Consider the following 19,213-nt stretch of genomic DNA (forward strand, 5'->3'; position numbering starts at 1 on the left):
TTTTTTAGTTGGATTTATTTGTGCCTGGTTGTTATAATTTGTAAATAGTGTTGACGTATGTCAACATGTGTATATAATTCCCATAACAATATAAGGCATTAGGCATGAGTAAACATCCCAATAAGCATATTCGAGAGGCAATTGAGTATGCTATTGAAAATGGTTGGGATGTGGTTGAGACTGGTAACTCAGGACATGCTTTTTGTCGCTTAAAATGTATTTTGGGTCATTCTGATCACCAGATGAGTGTTTGGAGTACCCCTAAGAATCCTGAAAATCATGCAAAGCAGATCAAGGCAAAGATTCGGCAATGCAATGGAGATGAATCATGAATAACTATCACTTTACTGTTGTGGTACGGGATGCACGTTCTGATCTATCTGAATTAGAAGATAAATTTTTTGAAGCTGGCTGTGATGATGCATTACTTTGCACTTACAATGGCACAGTATATTTGGAATTCGATCGCGAAGCAGAAAGCGCTGAATTCGCTATTCAATCAGCATTGGAAAACATTCAATCTCTTGGATACAAAGACCTGATTGTTGAAGAGAAAGGTTTTTCAACCTTAGCTGAAATGGCTGAACGCGCAGGTATGACTCGTCAAGCCTTGTCACTATATGCTCAAAACAAACGTGGTGATGGAAGCTTTCCTAAACCTATGTATGGCCTAGCGTCAAAATCAACCATGTATTCTTGGCCAGAGGTTGCAACTTGGTTATTTGAACAGGGTAAATTAAATAGATCTCATTACGAAGTTGCAAATGCGGCAATTTAGATATTGACCTGTACAGGCAGTGTGCTATATTTCTGCTATAGTGGACGAAGTTATAGTAATTCACTAAGTTTAAAAGCTCGCCAAATGGTGGGCTTTTTTAAGATTCCAGTTTATATACCCACAGCCCAAATTCGTGGGTATTTTTTTGCAAAATTTATATACCTGAAGCTTCCTACGTTGCCAGGTATTTTTTATACAGTTTATATACCCGCTAGATCTTCTACTGGCGGGTATTTTTTTATAATCAGAGTATTATTAAATTTGTTTAAATAAACTTATTAGATTGTAGAAATACTTATAAAAAATAAGGGTTTAAAGTGCATTGCTTCCTATTGTATTTTGATTAAAAATCTGTAATTTAGAGTGAAATAGAGATACTCGAGAATTAATATGCCTAATTCTAAAATAACCATAGAGCAGATTTATAATTTTTTGCCGAGAAAAAGGGGATGGCATCAAAAAGCCAGTACATGCAGTTAGCTATTTTTTTGAACAGATGCACGAAGGTAGTCCATGTACGTTCATTGCTAGTAAGCCGTTTAATTACAAAGGAGTATATTCTGGGGTAGAAAAGAACATATACGGTCATGCTGCACCAGAATTTAAAGATAAAAAGAATTTTATTAATTGGGTTGAAAAAATGATAGGGGATTATCAATACTCAGCATAAACATTAGAGTGTCAAAAATAAATTTATATTACAGTTTTCTAAAGAGTAGACTTTTTTGCGTTTATGCTTTTTAAATTATTTACAATTTTTATGTAAATTTATAAAATAATTTAGCTAAACAAGCACCTAAGTCAGCGCAAAAGATAAAGGTTAAAAGCCCTATAGAGATATAGGGCTTTTATAGTAGAGATTTTGGTTTAACGAAAACTTTGTTTTTTATAAGTATATGCCCTCTATAGACATTAAAAAAAACCTATGAGTCCACCGAGTTGACTCATAGGTCGATTGCACTGACTCAATCCCTGATAAGTTTTTTTATTCTGAATACATAATAGACAAATATAATTAATGTTCAAGTAAGATATTGTTTTTAAAAATAAAAACCAACTATTTTTGTATGATTTTTAACTAAATGATATATAAGGTAAATTGAAAGAAATTATCAATATATTTGATTTATAACTATTAAATAAATAAGACAAAACCATAAGATAAATATATGAAAATTCTATTTTCAGGTAAATATTTATTCATTAGCTGCAATTTGATGATTTTTTTTAGCAACATCTCTCATGAAATGAACTCTTAATTGCAGATAAAAAGTCATACACCTTTTTATGAGTTTTTCGTCTAACGATTTATTTGCACGATTAATACATATTCAATAGATGTGACTTTCGAAAGCGTAGTTAAATGCATGTCTCAAAAAATGTTATTAATGTGATTTTGTATTACAAATTTTAGTATATGATGCGTGTGAGTTTAATAATATTGAGATTTGGTGATATGGCTATTTGGATTGCCAATAAAGACAAATATGGTGAATATCAGTTTGATGAAAAAATTTGGCCGAATTGGTATATCCCAGAAGAAATTATTGTCTCTAACGTCCGTTATCATCGCAACATAATTGAAAATTCAAAAATTACTTATTACATATATACATCCCAAAAATTGGTACAAGAGGATTTATTGCAACTTAGAAAAGACTGGTTAAGCTTTTGTGTACCTTGGTGAAAAATGTATAGTTTATAGCGGCTTTGTTGCACAAAGATTTGAAATACAAAGCCCCCTAATTGAGCCAAATTTAAGGCGTAACTTGGGTAAGTGGTCGACCTAATTTCGTAAATCTGTTGAGGACTGCTACACGTGCATGAATTTCATTGACTTGGCTATCAAATTTTCTTGCACTGAGTTTATCCCCCAATAATTTGATGCAATGCATCTTAGTTTCGACCAAACTTCGGCAATGATAGCCGGACCATTTTTTCCATAATGTCCTGCCTAAACGTTTAACTGTTCGAAGTAATTCATTTCGCGCTAGCGAGCTGATCTTTGTATCTTTCCATGGTTTCGCATTTTTTCTAGGTGGAATCACCGCATGCGCTTGCCGATCTGCAATGACCTGACGGCATTGCTTGGTGTCATAAGCGCCATCGGTATAAACAGAGTCAATCTGCTCATCTTGTGGAATCTGATCGAGTAAATCACCAAGCACTTGTGAATCACTGACATTATTGGTTGTGAGCTGAATAGCGCGTATTTGAAGGGTTTCAGCATCTATAGCAATATGCAGCTTACGCGATTGGCGACGATATTCAGGTCCATGTTTCTTGCGTTTCCATTCGCCCTCACCTAGAAACCTCATGCCTGTAGAATCTATGAGTAGATGCAGCCCATCGCTACTTTTTTGGTAGCTGATTGCAATATCAATAGGCTTTTGTCTTCTACAAAGCGTACTGGAATCTGGTGCGGTCCAATTTAATCCACAAAGTTTAATCAGACTTTGCACAAAGCCAGTGACCATACGTAAAGATAGACGGAATAAGGATTTAATCATTAAGCAGCATTGGATAGCTGCGTCGGAGTAGGTTTGATTTCGCCCTTGTTTGCCTTTTGATGGAGCATACCATTGCGTAGCAGGATCAAACCAAATGGCAATATTTCCGCGACTCATGAGTGCTCGGTTATATGCGGGCCAATTGGTTGTGCGATAGATTTTGTGTGTAGGCTTCTTCATTTGAAAATTATATCGCTGAGAAAGCCTTTACAGATAGGTTTGTGCAACAAAGCCAAGTACAGGCAAAACACGACTTAGAATTTTGCAGTGCTGAGCTGTCTAAGTATCAGAATTTGAGTCGGACAGGATTAACTCGAAGCGAGCTCATCGCAATTGACGGCATTATGATTAAGCTGAAAGAGCGTATTAAGAATTTGCGTGAAGCGTTGTATGTGTGATTCAAAAAGACTGGCTGCGGTTCGATTGCTATTGAACTATTGAGGTTAGTTTTCAAAATTGTACCTATTGTGTTTTTGTGATCTAATTCACATTGATTTAAAAATGTGAGATTTGCACATATTATGTGGTGGAAGTTTATTAAAAGTTTTAATACGATCAATACTTATCTTTTTTTAGCTTTTGTATTGTTAATATTTATTCTGGTTTATTTCTATTACATGAATCCCAGCTAAGCAAAAAATTGCATAAGTGGTTTTATATCACAGCCTCCTTCGGGAGGTTTTTTAATGGGCGAAATTTATGGACATAGATGACTATTTCTGGAAAACCAAGAAACGCCCACATAAAACTAAGCCACGCACTAAGCCATTACCTAAAGCAAAAGAAAAATACTTAGAGGCAGAAGAAACTCTATTTCAGGAATTAGAAGAATATCGAATTGGTTATCGTCGGAAGTTTCAATTTGAATCAACCAAAAATTGGCGGTTTGATTTTTATATTGTGAAATTGAATCTTCTTATAGAAATCGCAGGTAGTCCATGGTCGGTTGGTCGCGGTGGTCGAAAGATAGCAAACTCATTCAATAAGTATGATTTGGCTGAAGATATGGGTTATAAGATTCAGCGTTTTGAGCCACATGCAATTGAATCGGGCAGTGTGATTCGTTGGATCAAGTCGCAGTTAGAGAGATTAGAAGATGGAACAGATCAGACCATTCCCACCAACAGACCTGATTGATCAAGCTGAGGAAGAAGACGCTATACGTCTTGCACCAGCACAAGAATTATTGGCCTGGGTGAAAGATAATTATTTGACTATTGGTGGCCAACTCCATAACCCAGACCATGATCATATCGCTGAGCTGATTCATGATAATGAAGAGTTTTTAGCATTTGCATGGGCATCATCTGCGGCTATGGCTAAAAAGAGAATGGTACTAGGCCAGTGTGAAAAGGTGATGTTTAACCAAGGCGGGTGGAAGAAAGCTCGTCAAGAACAACAAATGCGAGACTGGTTTGGCTTTGTACCTCAGTACTTAATAACGATTGATGCAGCATTCTGTGAGCAAACCTCTGATCGCGAATTCTGCCGTTTGATTGAACATGAGCTTTACCACATTGGGGTTGAGCGCGATGAAGATGGTGAGATCATTTATAGCGATATGACTGGCTTACCGAAGCATTATTTGGCTGGCCATGATGTTGAAGTTTTCTTTGGTGAAATACGTCAGCACGGAATCGATAGCTCAGTACAACGACTATTGAATATTGCTAAAAATGCTCCATTTGTATCGGAGACAAACATTGCAGCGTGTTGTGGGAATTGTGTGATTAACTGAGCCGAAAGGCTCTTTTTTTTGCCTATCTTGCGACACGTAGCGACACAAAGAGGAATTTATGGCAACACTTAAAGAGCCTGTGAAAATTTTTATAATTCAGTCTCTTGCTTGCCGTGACACCCCTCAAGAAGTCGCGGATCTTGTGAAGCAAGAGTTTGACCTGATTCTCGATCGATCTCAGGTGGCTTTGTACGATCCAACCAAGCGACGTGGGAAAAACCTAAGCAAGAAATATGTCCAATTGTTTGAGAAAACCCGTCAGGATTTCGATGCAGGATTAATCGATATTCCAATTGCGAACAAGTTCTACCGTTTGAAAGAAATCCAAAAGATGTATGACGACTCTGGGAAGAACAAAGTCGCAAAACAAAAGTTATTAAAGCTTGCACATCAAGAAACTGATGGCAGGACAATTCGTCAGGAGCACACTGGTAAAGATGGTGCTGACTTGGAAATCAAAGTTATTCGAGAGTTTATAGATTAGAAGGATTCCACTGTGGAGCTTAGAATCAAAACTCCACGTTGGTCAAAACCTTGGTTTAAGACAGCACGATATAAGGGTGCTCATGGGGGGCGTGGATCAGGTAAGTCACATTTTGTAGGTGAGCAGCTGGTAGAGGAATGCGTCATTGATAAAGATCTTCGCGCTGTATGTATTCGTGAGATTCAGAAATCGATTAAGTACTCAAGTAAGCAGCTTATTGAGGACAAGATTAAGGCTCTAGGCGTATCACATCTGTTTGATGTGCAACGTGACCTAATCAAGCGAAAGGGTGGTGAGGGAGTAATTCTTTTTCAGGGTATGCAAGACCACACAGCTGATTCAATCAAATCCCTTGAGGGTTTTAAGATAGCTTGGATTGAAGAAGCTAATAGGCTTTCAGCAAAATCTCTCAGACTATTACGTCCAACAATGCGTGCTGAGGGGTCACAAATTTGGGCGACATGGAACCCCGAATCGAAAGACGACCCTATAGATGATTTTCTACGTGGTGAGTTTGCACCTGAAGACTCCATCGTTATTGAAGTAAACATCAACAACAACCCATTTGCTCCGCAAACACTGTTGGACGAATACGGGGAAGATCGTAAGCGTGCAATTAGGATGCAGGCTGCAGGTGATGAAAATGCATGGCCTATGTTTGAGCATGTTTGGCATGGTGCTTACCTTGAATTTAGCCAGGCCATTATCTTCTCTGGTCGTTATGTGGTTGATGAGTTTGAACCTGATGCTGACTGGACAGAAGTGTACTACGGTTCCGATTGGGGGTTCTCACAAGATCCAACAACACTAAACCGTATTTTTATTCATGACGATATTCTCTATATACGTAATGAAGCTCATCAAGTGGGTTGTGAGATTGATCATCTTCCGAATCTTTTTGATGAAGTGCCGGGCGTACGTACTCACGAAATCAGAGCTGATAATTCGCGACCTGAAACTATTAGCTATATGAAACGCCAAGGTTTCAAGATTAAGGCAGCAGACAAATGGCCTGGATCTGTAGAAGACGGTGTGACGTATATGAAGAAATTCAAGCAAATCATTATTCACCCTGATTGCCCTGAAACAGCTAGAGAGTTCAAGTTGTATTCATACAAGGTCAATCGTGCAGGTGATGTACTGCCGGATATTTTGGATCTCAACAACCATCATATGGATGGTATTCGCTATGGCTTACAGCCATTGATTAAGGGTCGAAGCAGCAAAAAACCTGCTGGTGCAGGTAGTCGAACTTATTGATAAGGAAAACACATGGCAAAGTCTAAAAAAGACAAAGCGTCAAAGAAGGCTTTGTCTCTTGGCAACCTATACACTCAAGAAGCGGTCACTCAGTTTCTGGTGAACTTTGGCAAACAGCCTGATACGGATGAAGTATTACGCAAAGCGGGCATTACACGTCACAGATTACGCGTATTGCTAGATGATGATGAAGTTGCCCAGGCCGTTGAGACTCGCATAGATGCACTACTGGCTACACCGTTAAGAGTTGAGCCAAGTGATACAGATGAGGCTGCGAAATTAACACTTGTTCTTAAAGAATGGTTTCATGAGATTGCAGCCGGTTCTTTGAATGCCTTGTTTTTTGGTTATTCGGTTCAAGAAGCTGTTTATGAACTTAAACCAGAGGGTTACATCGGCCTGGAATGGATTGGTGAAAAGCCAATGCAATGGTTTGAACCTAAAAATGATGGTCGACTAATTTACCGTCAGGAGGGGGCTGCTAATGAGCAGGAGGTCGATCAAGTATTTAAATTCTTCCTAACGCGTCGTAAAGCTTCATATGAACAACCTTATGGAAAAGCATTGCTAGCAACACTGTATTGGCTATTTTTCTTTAAGCAGAATGGATTCAAATTTTGGGCTAAATTCTTAGAGCGGTTTGGTACGCCAATTCTTTTAGGTAAATGTAAAGATACCGAAACTGAAGACATGAATAGAGCATTATTAAATGCTCATGCTCAAAGTGTATTGTCGATCGATGCTGAAGACGATGTTCAGGTACTGGGTACATCTGGTGCGAGTGGTACTGCTGGAGCTGCGTTTGAGTCTTTCAATAATCAGCTTGTACGACAGATTCAAAAAGTCATCTTAGGGCAAACACTTACTAGTGGGACTGATGGTGTTGGTAGCAGAGCATTAGGTCAAGTCCATGAAAATGTAAGGATGGATAAACTCAAATCTGACATTCGACTGGTTACGCCTACTTTGCAAGCAGTGGTGAATGCACTATGCGCTCTAAATGGTTGGGGTGTGTATGAGGTTATGCTCGGTGAAAAACCTAAACCACTCAATAAGGATCAAGCTGAGCGTGATGCTCATCTTAAGAATGCTGGTGCAAACCTAACGCCACAGTATTTTCAGCGTGAGTACGGGCTTCAGGATGGTGATATTGCTGAGTCAAACCAACCTCTTCTAAACACCCAATTCTCAGCGATACCTAATCGTGCATTCAGCTTTAAAGCCCAGGCCAATAAACTTTCTGCTGAACAGCAAGAAGTTGAGGAATTAACCGATGGCCAAAAGGATCTGCAGCTTTTAAGTAATGAGCAGATTAAGCAGCTCATTGCTGAGTCTGATAGTCCTGAAGGCCTGGCATTCAATTTAATGCAGTTAATTCCATCGGTATCTGAATCTCAGTTTAAGGCCAATTTAGATCAGGCTTTATATGCTGCAGATGTATTGGGGTATGCGACTGCTGCTAAGGGGAAATAGATGCAACCAGTCACGTTCCTTGAGGCGCTTCAGTACGCGCATGACAAAAAGATTGTGCTACCTGATGAGTTTTACTCAATGGACTTAAAGACTCGGCAGATGGCGACAACAGTGAGCTTTCTATCAAGTCTAGAGCAAGTTGAGACAGTGATTAAGTCACTGAATAAAACATTGGCGAATGGTGGGACATTTAACGATTTTCAGAAGCTCGTTGCTGAATCAGAGATCATTCTACCTAAGCATTATCTAGATACTGTATTTCGCACCAATATCCAAAGTGCTTATGGTCATGGGCGATGGCAGCAACAGAATCGCAATAAGGATAAACGCCCTTATCTAATGTACTCGGCAATCGATGATAGTCGTGTACGCCCAGCACATTTGGCATTGAATCGAATTGTACTGCCGATTGATCATCCATTTTGGCTGACGCATTACCCGCCCGTTGCGTTCCGCTGCCGGTGTAGCTGCATTGCTCTCACAGAGGCTCAGGCACTCAAATACGGTATTACACCTGATGATAAGTTGCCTGAAGTTGCTGAAGCATTGGACTGGTCATCGCATCCTTTGCAGTTTGGTGATTTGGAATCATTGGTTGATAAAAAGATCAATGTGTCAGTGTTGGATAAGGAATACCTCCTCGAGCAGAAAGAAGCCATCAAGGCTGAATGGACTGCATCGAAAAAGCTTACGAGCCTATTTGCTCCGATGGATGATAAGACTCGGGACTTATTCGATACGGTGGCCAATACTGTGATTCCACTTGATCCAAGCATTCGACCAAGTGCTATTCGTACTTTCTTGGATTATGTGCAAGGCAATGACCAGGCCATTACAGGCTATTTGAATAGCAAAGCTATTTCTAAGGCTGACCAATTGCTTAAGCAGTGGTTGGTTCAGGATATAGCAGCGATTCATGCTGTTGCTAAAAACACTGCTGAAGTTGTTACCGGCACAACCACACTGGCTTACGCAGCTTCACTTGAAGTGGGTAAGGTGGTGACTCTAGATGCACCAATGCTTTTAGCAGGTCAGTCAAACATCATGCTTCAAATTGAGAATGCCAAAGGCCTGGGGATTGATCTTGATCAGTTGAATGCCGGTGAAGGTGTCTTGCTACCTTTGGGAGTCTCATTTGAAGTTGTTTCGATGGAGATGGTTGAAGGGGTGATGGTTTTTACACTGAAGGCATTGGTAAATTAAATTGAAATTAACTAGAGACCGTCCGAAAGGGCGGTTTTTTTATGGAGCATGAAAATGCCAGTAGAGGAAACACAGGACAAATATTGCTTTCGGCTTGGCGATCTGAACGTCAATCAAGCCGAAGACGGCAAGAAAAAACGCACATTCACAGGCGTGGCATATAGCGGTGAAGTGATTACAGACCATTGGTATTGGGATCGAATCATTTTTGATTTGGATTCAATGAAAATTAAGGGGCGTATTCCCGCATTACTCGATCACTCACCACGTCAGCGTGCAGGTGTCATCAATGAACACAGCATTAATCATCAACAAGGTTTAGTCGTTTCAGGTGACTTAATGAGTAACGAGTTCGGCACCGAAGTTGCTCAGGATTCTGACGATGGTTTTCCGTGGCAAATGTCAGTACGCATTGAGCCGTCATCTGTAGAAGAAATTCAGGCTGATGCATCTGTCACAGTCAATGGAAAAGTTCACCAAGGACCAATCACGGTATTTCGTGGTGGTCGCATTCGTGAAGTGTCTTTCTGTGCTTTGGGTGCAGATGACAACACAAACGCCGTGGCAGCCAGCCACAACCCAACACAAACTAGCAAAGAGGACACAGACGTGACCGAATTAGAAAAAGCCCAGGCCGCATTAAAGCAGGCTGAAATTGATCGTGATGCTGCACAAGCCGAACTTAAAAAATTCAAAGCCGATAAGCGTGAAGAAGACATCAAGTCGCTTGAAACAGCAATGAATAAGCAATTCAGTGCTGAAGAAAAGAAATCCTATACAGATATGGATGATTCTGCATTCGCATTTATGGCACAGCAATTAAAGCAATTTTCTGCAGGTAGCCAGCAACCACCATCTGGTCAGCAACAACAGCAGATCCCACCGCAATTCGCACACTTATTCACTCATCAAGCGAATAGCAATCAAAGTGGGCAACAAGGCCAAGGCGATCAGCAAGGTACAGCCTTAGATCATGCGTTTAACCAATTTGCTGCAGCGCAACAAGGAGCAAAAAAATAATGGGAACCATTACTCAAACAATCACGACTACACAGCTTGTAGTGGGTGATGGCGTTCGTACAGAAAACGCCAAAGTAAAAACGGCGACTGCATATAAACGCGGTGATTTGTTGAAGGTGGCTACAAACAACCTTGCAGATCACCCCGTGGTAACAGAAGGTGTAGTTGGTGATTGGAATGCCATTGCCAATACAGATATGACTGTGGAGCAGGCTACGTACCATGCGGCCAATGGCCTGGAAATGCCAATTTACGTACAGGGTGCATTTGATATTGCTGTGGTAACCGTGAATGGTACGCCGTTAACGGAAGCTCAATATGACGCAGTACGTGCCCAGGCCTTAATCAACAAAATCGAACTTCGTAAAGTCGTGGGGAAATAATCAATGAGTCAAACTTTTACATTTCAGAACGCACCGGTTGAACTATTGGATGTGCCTCAGTTGGTGTTATTAACGGATACTACTCAGAAGGTAGACACGTGGTTAATGGATCGCTTCTTTCCTCAACGTGTCTCGTACACCAAAAAAGAAGTTCCTGTAGGTGAGTTAAATACAGCAACGCCGCTCGCGCCATTCGTGACACCAACAGCTGCTGGTCGCCAAATTAAAGTCGGTGAATCTGGCAACGTGAAATTTGTTAAACCGGCTTATTTAAAGCCGATGATGACGGTCATGCCAAGTGATGTGCAAAATACTGCGCTAATCACTCAACTGCGTAAATTTGGTGTCATTGCAACAGGTTCAAACCGTTTAAGCGATGCAGATCTTCTATTGATTGATCAGGCTCAAAAGGCTTTATACCTGCGCCAGTCCATTGAAAATCGAAAGTTGCTGATTGCTCGTGATGTATTGCTCTATGGTAAGACAACATTCGCTTCTGCTGACTTCCCAATGTATGAAGTAGATTATGAGCGTAATGCAGCTTGTACATTTGCTCCATTGATCAAATGGGGGCAGGTTGGTGCTACACCAGTAAAAGATTTCCAGACCATGATTGATCTATCAGTAGAACATTCTGGTACCTCTCCAATAATGGCGCTTACAACATCTAAGGTGTACAACACGTTAATCAAAGATCCAGAGTTTAAAGAGAAGTTCATTGCACCATATGCGGGTATTAGTGTTCCTTTGACTCCAACCTTTGATCAAATGGATAAACCGCAGTTCCGTGGTACGGTCGACAACATTGAAATTTGGACGTATGACGTTCAACACAGTATTGGTGGCGGTACACCGGAACGATTTATTCCAGAAGACTTCTTTGGACTGATCTCTGATGCTAATGGTTGGATCGCTCACTGTGCTATCCAAAACGTAGAGGCTTTTGGCCAAGCTCTAGAGTTCTATCTAAGCCAATGGCAAGAAAAGAACCCTTCAAGCATTCAAATGCTTGCTGAATCATCTCCACTGGCGATTCCAAACAATAAGAATGGCCTGGTAGGCGGTCGCGGGTTCGTATAAGGAAAATATTATGACGAAGTACATTGCAAAGCAGTCGCTTGGACACTTTCGTCCAGGCCAAGAAATCACAGGGCTTGAAGCTAAACAACTTCAGGCCCTTTTAACATCTGGGGCGATTGAAGAAGAAAAGGCTCCAGAAGAACCTGAGGCTGATGGTTCAGCCGCACGCTTAGCTGAACTGGAAAAAGCCAATACTGATCTTATTGCAGCAAATAAGCTGATGACTGATGAAAAGGTCAAATCAGATCAGGAGAATGGTGAGCTTAAAGCGAAGGTTGCAGAGCTTGAAAAAGCATTGGCTGCATCTGAAGCTGCCCTGAAAAAAGCAACTGCCGAAGCGAAGAAGGCTGCTTCAGAAGCCAAGTAGGTGACCTATGTATGCGACTAAATCTGACTTGGTAGCGCGATTTGGTGAGGGTGAACTAGAAGAGTTAGAGGCGATGCAAACTGCAGGGAATTCGATTGAAGAAACCCTGCAGGATGCATCAGAGGAAATAGACAGTTATATCGCTGTTCGTTATGTGCTGCCATTGCCAAGTACTCCTAGCACTTTAAAGCGTATTGCGTGCAACATTGCGCGATACAGACTTTACTTTCAGCATCCAACAGATGAAGTTGAGAACCGCTATAAGGCGGAAATTGATTTCTTAAAACGAGTTGCTGATGGTAAAGCTACTTTAAACATCCTCAATCCCCAAAACGAAGTTACTGAAGAGAAGCCGGTAAATAGTCCATCAACGCTACCTATTGGTAGTACTTATCGTGGTGGAGTATTTGGTGATGATGTCTTAAATATGATGCCTAGCATCAAGTGAGGCTGATATGTCAGGCGTAGCAATTACCATTGAGGCAGATGGTGAGTCTGCCGTTATGCAGGCTTTGGAACGTTTATCAAATTTCGATCAAAGCAAACCAAAGCTCTTTGATGCTATTGGTCATTCGGTTGTGAGCAATATTCGCAACCGGTGGACCAATGGTGAGGGCTTGGAAGGTAAGTGGCGTTTATCAGGTCGGGTTGCCCGTAAAGGTGGTACCACTTTGCGTGATACATCAAGGCTTATGAATTCTATTACTCATAATGTACTAGGTGGTGGTGTTGAAATTGGAACTGACGTGGAATATGGCGCTACTCATCATTTTGGTGGTGAAATCCATTATGAAGCGCGTATGCGTCGCACCTACTTTCGACAAAATCAACGCACCGGCCTGGTTGGCAATAAGTTTGTACGTAAAGCGCGTTCCAACTTCATGCAGGAAACGATGGGTAAGGCCTACAAGGTAAATATGCCACGTAGACCATTCCTCGGCTTAACGGAAAGTGATGAATTGAAAGTGATGGATTTAATCGTGGAGCACTTAACAAATGACGGATGAAGATAATTTCTTTGCTGTACGAAGTGAAATTGAAGAAAAGCTAAAAGAAATTCCTGATTTCAAGAAGATCTATACACCGGCTAATTCTGCAAAAGTAACAGAGCTGTCACAGGTCACACCAAATGCTCAAATTTATTATCGTCGCGTACGTAAGTCAGATGATGTTGGGCGATCTGCAATGATGAGTTTAGGGCAGCAATGGGAAGTCACAATTTGCGAACGTCATGCTGCTTCACAGCAAAAAGATGGTTCGGCTGTATTGGATCGTGTAGGCAAGTTAACGATGAAAGTATTAAAGCTTTTATCCGGTTGGAAGCCTGCATCCAGTAATCGTCCATTAAGTATGGTCGCGATCGAAGAAGATTATTCACCAACGTGTGTATATATCACTTTGGTGTTTGAATCAAAAATGTTTGTATAGGAGCCATTCATAGAAAAACAATATAAAGCCCGGCAACCCGTCGGGCGTTTTTCTGCCGGCGAGATTGTTGGTGGGCTGACAGAGAATCAAATCAGCAAATTACTCGCAGATAAAATCATTGAAGAAGTGAAGCCATCTGCTCCAAATAAACCCGCTAAAGAGGTAAAAACCGATGGCTAAAAATTATATTTCACTCCAAGGTAAATTCTATTTATCTGAGATTGCAAATGGTGTTGCAGGTGCGATGCGCCATATTGGTAACGTGCCTGAATTTGAGCTTGAAATTACAACTGATCAGGTTGAGCACACAGAAAGCACATCCGGTCAGCGTACAACAGACTTTGTGCTTACAAAGACCACTGGTGTGAACTTTTCAGGACAACTTGAAGAAGTGGATGATGCCAACCTTCAGTACATCCTTTCTGGTATGAAGTCAGAAGTTGCTAGCGATACAGTGACTGATCAAGCACTTGGTGCCGTGAAAGTCGGTGAAGAAATAAAGCTCAATGGCTATAGCCTTACAACAGTTTCGTTTAAAGCTGGTTCTGCAGCTATTGATGAATTGAAATATGAACTTGATTCAGTTTTTGGTACTGTGATCTTTAAAGAAACGATTGCAGAACCAGTAACGGCAACCTACACCACTGGTGCAGTAAGTCATACCACCATTGCGAGTGACTTCAATAAAGAATATGAACTGTTCTTTAAAGGGATTAACACAGCAACTGGTGACAATATGGCTGTTCGCTTATGGCGTACGAAGAAATCACCTGAGACAACGTTCCCATTAATTCATGAAGACCTTGGCCAATATGAAATTTCAGGTCAAGCCTTATCTGATGTAAGCAAAGGATCAGATGAAACACTTGGTCTATATGGCCACGTTGTGACAATTCCGAAAGTGTAAAACCTCAGGCACAAAGAACTCCACGGCGCATATGCGTCTTTTTTTGTGCCTGAGTTTTAGGTGACCCCCTGTAGGGTTTTACGAAACCCTTGACAAGAATCTATATTTTTCAAAGCGAAGCCGGCCTAACAAGTCGGCTTTTTTAATGCCTGAAATTTGGGCAAACCACTGGCTAGGCTGATCCCCGAAAAGAAGATGGTCGTTTCGACTATTCATTGCATCTTCTTGCCAGTGTTTCTTTTTTAATGAGTAGTCGGAGCAGATCAATGAATGCAATCGTAAAAATTGAAAATCAAACTCCATTTATCGAAGTTGAATTAAATGGAAAAATTCAGCTCGGTGTGAATGCGCGCGACCTGCATAAAATGCTAGAGGTTAAGACGGACTTTTCGGATTGGATTAAGCGACGCATTAAACAATGTGGTTTTGAAGAGAATTTTGATTACACCCTTGTCCTCAAAAAAGAGGAGCAGGTGTCAGGTGCAAAATATTTAAACGAATACATCATCTCAGTAGATATGACTAAACACCTTGGAATGATGGAGCGCAATAAAAAAGGTCATGAGATTCGAAAATACTATATCGAGCAAGAAGAATTAGCTCGTCAGCTCAAAGATGGGCTACAGGTGCGCATTGGTAAGCTTTCAGCACAAGTTGAGCTGATTACACAGTGCTTGTCTGAGGCAGGGTGGTTTTTGTCTGTAGAAGGTAAGCAGACCAAACCAGCTATGCTTAAAGAATTAGATGAACTGATTAAAGAGGCGCAACCATCCTTAGATTTTGATCAGGATAAAGATAATGACAAATAATGTTCCTGCTTACATTGTGGTGGAGTGCAGACCAAGCACAGAAGAGGATGGTTATGCTGATATTGTTGTTCATAACGACACCTACATTTTTGAAAGTGTAGAGCCGGCAGAAAGCCTACGCGCAGCAATGCTAATAGCTATTGATATCGAACGAACTAAGCCGAACCATCGACACATCACGCTGCATGCCGAAAGCATCTTGAAATTATGCAAAGGCATACAAGGTGTGACGCAAGGTTGATAATTATCGCCACCTACGGGTGGCTTTTTAGAGATTCAATCATGAATGATTTCTTTTTAGCGAATAACCGCTTGATCACAATCAAAGTGCTTGGCAATGATGTGGAAGTGAAGCAATTGCAGATGCATAACTTTGATATCTGGTCACCAATTGCATCAGTTATTCGTGACAGACTAAAGCAAAGTGATTATTCAGATTTAATCGGCGCAAGCCTGGTTAAAGATTATGGCGCGCATGTATTTCAACTTTGCTCAATGTGTACAAACACTGAAATAGAGACGCTATTAGATCTCGCTGAATCAGATTCGTTGGAGTTTAGCCATCTTCTTAAACATGTGATCGAAGTAAATGGTGCATATTTCAATGAAGACGTTAAGCCAGGCCCTAAAATACATAAAAAGAAAGGTAGTGTTGAACAAACTTGGTTTGATTCATTCCAGTACTTGATAACGTATGGCCATCGACAAGACGATATTCTGCAAATGACCTATGGCACATTCATCAATTACTTAAAGTCTGCTCAGAAGTATCAGTGTAATCGTGGAAAGTTTGATTCAAATATTATCCGAGCCGCACACCATGCAGATAAAAAAGGATTTACAACGTTCCAAGATGAGTTATCTAAACATTGATGTAAGTTACGGTTTTCACTTAATATGTGCTCAATAATTATATATTGAGGGTGTTGGGGTGAAAAAGTTAGTTTTAATATTGGCTCTATGTGTGTCTGCACAAGCATTTGCAGTAGATATGAGAGCACTGCGTGGTAGCAATGGTTTTGTTGAGCTTGGTAATTCAGAAGCAAAACTCAAGGATGTACTTGGACAACCTGAATCTGTAGATCGTCAAGTTGTGCACGACCGCAACGGATGGCCACATAAGGGCACAATCTACATTTATAAAGTAGATGGCCAGACCTACACCATTACTGTTATTGGTGGCAATGTTTACAAGATTAATTGGGAGCGTTGATAGTGAACCTTAAGGTTTTAATTGTAGCTGCTGTATTAATTGCTGGTGGGTTGTTTTACTTCGTTAATCAGAGCAATAAGGCTGATATCGAACGTCTGAAGCAAGCTGAAGTTGCGCATCAACAGAAGCTGGAGCAAGAGAAAGTTGATGAGGCGAAAGCTCTCCAATTATCCGCTCAACGACAAGCCGAGTTGGAAAAGACAAAAGCCTTGAAAGCAGAGAAAGAGAGACAAGATCAGTATCATAAAGTTCAAAATAGTGAAAAGGCGCGAATAGCAGCAAAAGAAAAAGAGGAAAACGAATTAAAAGCCTTTAAAATAGTTTTTGATAAGTGGATGACTCAAGATAATATAGCATCTTCAACAGCTCGTGTTTCAATTGCAACACCTGTCACTGAGTTGAGAAAAATAAGAGATGAGCTGAATCTTTTGCAGATAACAGGGTGTTTAGTTGGGGCTAAGAGTCAATTGATGTCAGCTATGGATGATGAAATTTTAATGTTTGTCTATTTTATGCAAAATGATATTAGGTCTGCAAAAACAATGGAGAAACTTAAGATCTCATATTTCAACAAACTGGCTGATGCTATTGAGCAAAATACAGCATGTAAGAATTCTTAATAAAAAAGCGCCTCAAGGCGCTTTTTTATTATTGGAATTTTTCTGGAAGTCATCTATTACCTCAATTAAGGCTTTTTGAACATCTTCCCAAGGAATGCCTTTTTCAGACATAGCTTTTGATGTTGCAATTACCATCTGAACCATACAAGCATTATAACCAGCATTAAAATCGTTTTGGTTTTGCAGAAAACTTTGCTCTAAACGAGTACATATTTCGGCATTAATTGAGCGGTTGTGTTCTTTTGCTGATTCTTGAATCTTATCGCGCAACTCAGCCGACCATCTGAGTTTGTATTGCGGGTCAGTCTGATGATAGTAGTCTTTTGACATAACAAAATCTTAGCTTCTGGAATGAAAACGATGTTAATGCACCTATAAGGTGTTGACAATAAACCTAGTAGGTTTTATATTTATCAAACCTACTAGGTATTAAAGAGGGAAGCATGAGCGCAAACCAAAAAGGCCAGCAATACAAATTAAGATTCTTGGATGATAAGGATCATAAAGAGCTTAAGGAAGTTGCAAAAAAGGAAGATCGTTCGTTGAATTATTTAATTAATCAGGCGATTAAAAAGTTTTTGAAAGAAGAGAATGCGAAAGCATGAAATCAATAGACAACAAAAAAGCCCAGAACTTTGGACGGTCGGGCTTGATTGATGTCATTACTAAGAGAAGTAACTATGTCTAATTTAACACAAAACTTTGCAAACCCAAACACTCAACCATTGGTTATTGGTGAATTTTCAATTCGTCAGGATGAAGATGGGCGTTACTGCTTGAATGATCTTCATAAAGCTAGTGGTGGTTTAGCTAAACACAAACCATCGAATTTTATCCGCAATCAACAAACTCAAGAGTTAATTGTTGAGATTGAGCAAGTCTCAGATGTGAGTAGTGCGAATTTTGACCGATGCTCAAATATGAGCATCGGTCAAAAAGCAATCAATACTATAAAGGGTGGGGTTAAGCAAGGCATGTATGTTGTAGAGGATTTAGTCTACTCATACGCAATGTGGATTTCTGCAAAATTCCACTTAATGGTTATCCGTGCTTATAGAGCACAAGTCATGGAATGGATGATCGGCGGTAAGCAAACCATCTCACCAGAACAAGCAGGCATTCTTTACAACATTGTTCATACACGCGCTGGAGAGAATAAAAATCTCATTGTGCAAATGTGGAGTCGTTTAAAGAATCATTTTAAATATTCAGCAAGCTACCGTGAATTACGTGCCATTCACTTTGAAGATGCAAAGCATTATTTAGAAGTGATGGATTTAAAAGGGAAAAAGGAGGCTAGTTATTTTGGGTTTGATGATACAAGCAACCAACAATATCGGCCTTGGCAGGATGAGAATGTGCAGTTTCTGATGTGGTACGTGCCTAAACTTGCAAAGATCATAAAAAATGATATTTATCCTGCGCTTTCAATGTTAAGGAGTGAGTATTCAGCACAGCTTATAGGTTATGCACAGGAAGCAGCTTGTCACGCAAATTTATTAAACCGAGCTGCTCGAAAGAACGGATTAACGCATTATGACCAATTAGGTGGGCAACCGATACACACTATTGAATGGTATTTAGCTAAGTAACATAAAAAAACCACTCTTCGGAGTGGTTTTTTTATACCCAAAGAAAAACCCCGATGTTAGCGCATCGGGGTTTTTTATTTCCAAAACTTTAATGAAAGGATTAGAAAAATATCTATGCCCAACAATTTTAACACCAAACCCAATATAAGCATAGAGGGTAAAATGAGCGAACAGGATACAGGAAAAGTTGCCATTATTATGGCTTGGGGGAAGTCAATCTCCCTTGTCATTGGCAGCTTGGCTGGAGCAGTAACAGCTATAACAGCTTTTTTTAAGTACATTTTGTGAAAATCATGAAGCTAAATTTATAAAACCAACCCAAAACAAGGTTGGTTTTTTTAATGTCCG

The 19,213-nt window shown here is 40.3% G+C and carries 27 protein-coding genes; 25 read left to right on the forward strand and 2 right to left on the reverse strand.

Going from position 1 to position 19,213, the window contains the following annotated elements:
• The first annotated feature begins 104 nt into the window (after positions 1–104).
• The 3 genes from FTU62_RS06235 (at position 105) to FTU62_RS06245 (ending at position 2,465) form a co-directional block, all read left to right on the forward strand.
• Positions 105–332 (forward strand): hypothetical protein, encoded by a 228-nt coding sequence (locus tag FTU62_RS06235; protein WP_180102185.1) that lies wholly within the window; start codon positions 105–107, stop codon positions 330–332.
• On the forward strand, positions 329–778 hold the full coding sequence (locus FTU62_RS06240) for an XRE family transcriptional regulator (RefSeq protein WP_180102186.1): 450 nt from the start codon (positions 329–331) through the stop codon (positions 776–778). Before FTU62_RS06235 ends, FTU62_RS06240 begins: the two co-directional genes overlap by 4 nt.
• Positions 779–2,234: 1,456 nt before the next feature.
• Entirely contained in the window at positions 2,235–2,465 is a 231-nt protein-coding gene (locus FTU62_RS06245) for a hypothetical protein (protein WP_180102187.1), read from the forward strand.
• A 70-nt stretch (positions 2,466–2,535) separates the two neighbouring features.
• On the opposite strand, the gene FTU62_RS06250 is transcribed toward FTU62_RS06245, so the two are convergent.
• Positions 2,536–3,468: an IS5 family transposase gene (locus tag FTU62_RS06250; RefSeq protein ID WP_180102188.1), complete on the reverse strand. Its 933-nt coding sequence runs from the start codon at positions 3,466–3,468 to the stop codon at positions 2,536–2,538.
• Between the two features lie 41 nt (positions 3,469–3,509).
• Here FTU62_RS06250 and FTU62_RS06255 point away from each other — a divergent pair, with 41 nt between their 5' ends.
• The 20 genes from FTU62_RS06255 to FTU62_RS06350 all read left to right on the forward strand — a co-directional run bounded on the left by FTU62_RS06255 (position 3,510) and on the right by FTU62_RS06350 (position 17,273).
• Complete coding sequence (locus FTU62_RS06255; RefSeq protein WP_180102189.1) at positions 3,510–3,686, forward strand: hypothetical protein; 177 nt, start codon at positions 3,510–3,512, stop codon at positions 3,684–3,686.
• Positions 3,687–3,987: 301 nt separating this feature from the next.
• Positions 3,988–4,425 (forward strand): hypothetical protein, encoded by a 438-nt coding sequence (locus FTU62_RS06260; protein ID WP_180102190.1) that lies wholly within the window; start codon positions 3,988–3,990, stop codon positions 4,423–4,425.
• A complete protein-coding gene (locus tag FTU62_RS06265) occupies positions 4,385–5,026 on the forward strand; it encodes a putative metallopeptidase (RefSeq protein ID WP_180102191.1) in 642 nt (213 codons plus the stop codon). The genes FTU62_RS06260 and FTU62_RS06265 overlap by 41 nt, the downstream gene beginning before the upstream one ends.
• A 58-nt stretch (positions 5,027–5,084) precedes the next feature.
• Positions 5,085–5,510 (forward strand): DUF2280 domain-containing protein, encoded by a 426-nt coding sequence (locus FTU62_RS06270; RefSeq protein WP_180084059.1) that lies wholly within the window; start codon positions 5,085–5,087, stop codon positions 5,508–5,510.
• A 12-nt stretch (positions 5,511–5,522) separates the two neighbouring features.
• Positions 5,523–6,770 carry a PBSX family phage terminase large subunit gene (locus tag FTU62_RS06275; protein ID WP_180102192.1) on the forward strand — a complete coding sequence of 416 codons (1,248 nt, stop codon included), beginning with the start codon at positions 5,523–5,525 and terminating at the stop codon, positions 6,768–6,770.
• A gap of 12 nt (positions 6,771–6,782) precedes the next feature.
• Positions 6,783–8,243, forward strand: a complete 1,461-nt coding sequence (locus FTU62_RS06280; protein ID WP_180102193.1) for a DUF935 family protein — start codon at positions 6,783–6,785, stop codon at positions 8,241–8,243.
• Positions 8,244–9,446 (forward strand): phage minor head protein, encoded by a 1,203-nt coding sequence (locus FTU62_RS06285; RefSeq protein ID WP_180102194.1) that lies wholly within the window; start codon positions 8,244–8,246, stop codon positions 9,444–9,446.
• Between the two features lie 54 nt (positions 9,447–9,500).
• Positions 9,501–10,466, forward strand: coding sequence for a hypothetical protein (locus tag FTU62_RS06290; protein WP_180102195.1), 966 nt, complete (start codon positions 9,501–9,503; stop codon positions 10,464–10,466).
• A complete protein-coding gene (locus tag FTU62_RS06295) occupies positions 10,466–10,849 on the forward strand; it encodes a hypothetical protein (RefSeq protein ID WP_078193411.1) in 384 nt (127 codons plus the stop codon). Before FTU62_RS06290 ends, FTU62_RS06295 begins: the two co-directional genes overlap by 1 nt.
• Before the next feature lie 3 nt (positions 10,850–10,852).
• A complete protein-coding gene (locus FTU62_RS06300; RefSeq protein ID WP_180102196.1) occupies positions 10,853–11,929 on the forward strand; it encodes a major capsid protein in 1,077 nt (358 codons plus the stop codon).
• 10 nt (positions 11,930–11,939) lie between these two features.
• A complete protein-coding gene (locus FTU62_RS06305) occupies positions 11,940–12,296 on the forward strand; it encodes a hypothetical protein (protein ID WP_180102197.1) in 357 nt (118 codons plus the stop codon).
• Between the two features lie 7 nt (positions 12,297–12,303).
• Complete coding sequence (locus FTU62_RS06310) at positions 12,304–12,744, forward strand: gp436 family protein (RefSeq protein ID WP_180102198.1); 441 nt, start codon at positions 12,304–12,306, stop codon at positions 12,742–12,744.
• A 7-nt stretch (positions 12,745–12,751) separates the two neighbouring features.
• On the forward strand, positions 12,752–13,303 hold the full coding sequence (locus FTU62_RS06315; protein WP_180102199.1) for a phage virion morphogenesis protein: 552 nt from the start codon (positions 12,752–12,754) through the stop codon (positions 13,301–13,303).
• The gene (locus FTU62_RS06320; protein WP_180102200.1) at positions 13,293–13,724 is read left to right on the forward strand and encodes a hypothetical protein; all 432 of its coding nucleotides are present in this window, start codon (positions 13,293–13,295) and stop codon (positions 13,722–13,724) included. Before FTU62_RS06315 ends, FTU62_RS06320 begins: the two co-directional genes overlap by 11 nt.
• 172 nt (positions 13,725–13,896) lie before the next feature.
• Positions 13,897–14,631 carry a hypothetical protein gene (locus FTU62_RS06325; protein ID WP_180102201.1) on the forward strand — a complete coding sequence of 245 codons (735 nt, stop codon included), beginning with the start codon at positions 13,897–13,899 and terminating at the stop codon, positions 14,629–14,631.
• Positions 14,632–14,897: 266 nt separating this feature from the next.
• Positions 14,898–15,440, forward strand: a complete 543-nt coding sequence (locus FTU62_RS06330; RefSeq protein ID WP_180102202.1) for an antA/AntB antirepressor family protein — start codon at positions 14,898–14,900, stop codon at positions 15,438–15,440.
• Entirely contained in the window at positions 15,430–15,681 is a 252-nt protein-coding gene (locus FTU62_RS06335) for a hypothetical protein (protein ID WP_180102203.1), read from the forward strand. The genes FTU62_RS06330 and FTU62_RS06335 overlap by 11 nt, the downstream gene beginning before the upstream one ends.
• Positions 15,682–15,722: 41 nt before the next feature.
• Positions 15,723–16,313 (forward strand): hypothetical protein, encoded by a 591-nt coding sequence (locus tag FTU62_RS06340; protein WP_180102204.1) that lies wholly within the window; start codon positions 15,723–15,725, stop codon positions 16,311–16,313.
• Positions 16,314–16,431: 118 nt separating this feature from the next.
• Positions 16,432–16,653, forward strand: a complete 222-nt coding sequence (locus FTU62_RS06345) for a hypothetical protein (RefSeq protein WP_171525816.1) — start codon at positions 16,432–16,434, stop codon at positions 16,651–16,653.
• Between the two features lie 2 nt (positions 16,654–16,655).
• Positions 16,656–17,273, forward strand: a complete 618-nt coding sequence (locus FTU62_RS06350) for a hypothetical protein (RefSeq protein WP_180102205.1) — start codon at positions 16,656–16,658, stop codon at positions 17,271–17,273.
• A 12-nt stretch (positions 17,274–17,285) separates the two neighbouring features.
• Here the strand turns inward: FTU62_RS06350 and FTU62_RS06355 are convergent, their stop codons facing one another.
• Positions 17,286–17,603 carry an Arc family DNA-binding protein gene (locus tag FTU62_RS06355; protein WP_180102206.1) on the reverse strand — a complete coding sequence of 106 codons (318 nt, stop codon included), beginning with the start codon at positions 17,601–17,603 and terminating at the stop codon, positions 17,286–17,288.
• 113 nt (positions 17,604–17,716) lie between these two features.
• On the opposite strand from FTU62_RS06355, the gene FTU62_RS06360 reads away from it, so the two are divergent.
• Positions 17,717–17,878, forward strand: coding sequence for a hypothetical protein (locus FTU62_RS06360; RefSeq protein WP_180102207.1), 162 nt, complete (start codon positions 17,717–17,719; stop codon positions 17,876–17,878).
• A gap of 75 nt (positions 17,879–17,953) precedes the next feature.
• Positions 17,954–18,865, forward strand: a complete 912-nt coding sequence (locus tag FTU62_RS06365; protein WP_257223086.1) for a KilA-N domain-containing protein — start codon at positions 17,954–17,956, stop codon at positions 18,863–18,865.
• Positions 18,866–19,213: the final 348 nt, after the last annotated feature.

It is taken from the genome of Acinetobacter sp. YH12126 (assembly GCF_013418745.1).
In the GTDB taxonomy this organism is placed as follows: domain Bacteria; phylum Pseudomonadota; class Gammaproteobacteria; order Pseudomonadales; family Moraxellaceae; genus Acinetobacter; species Acinetobacter amyesii.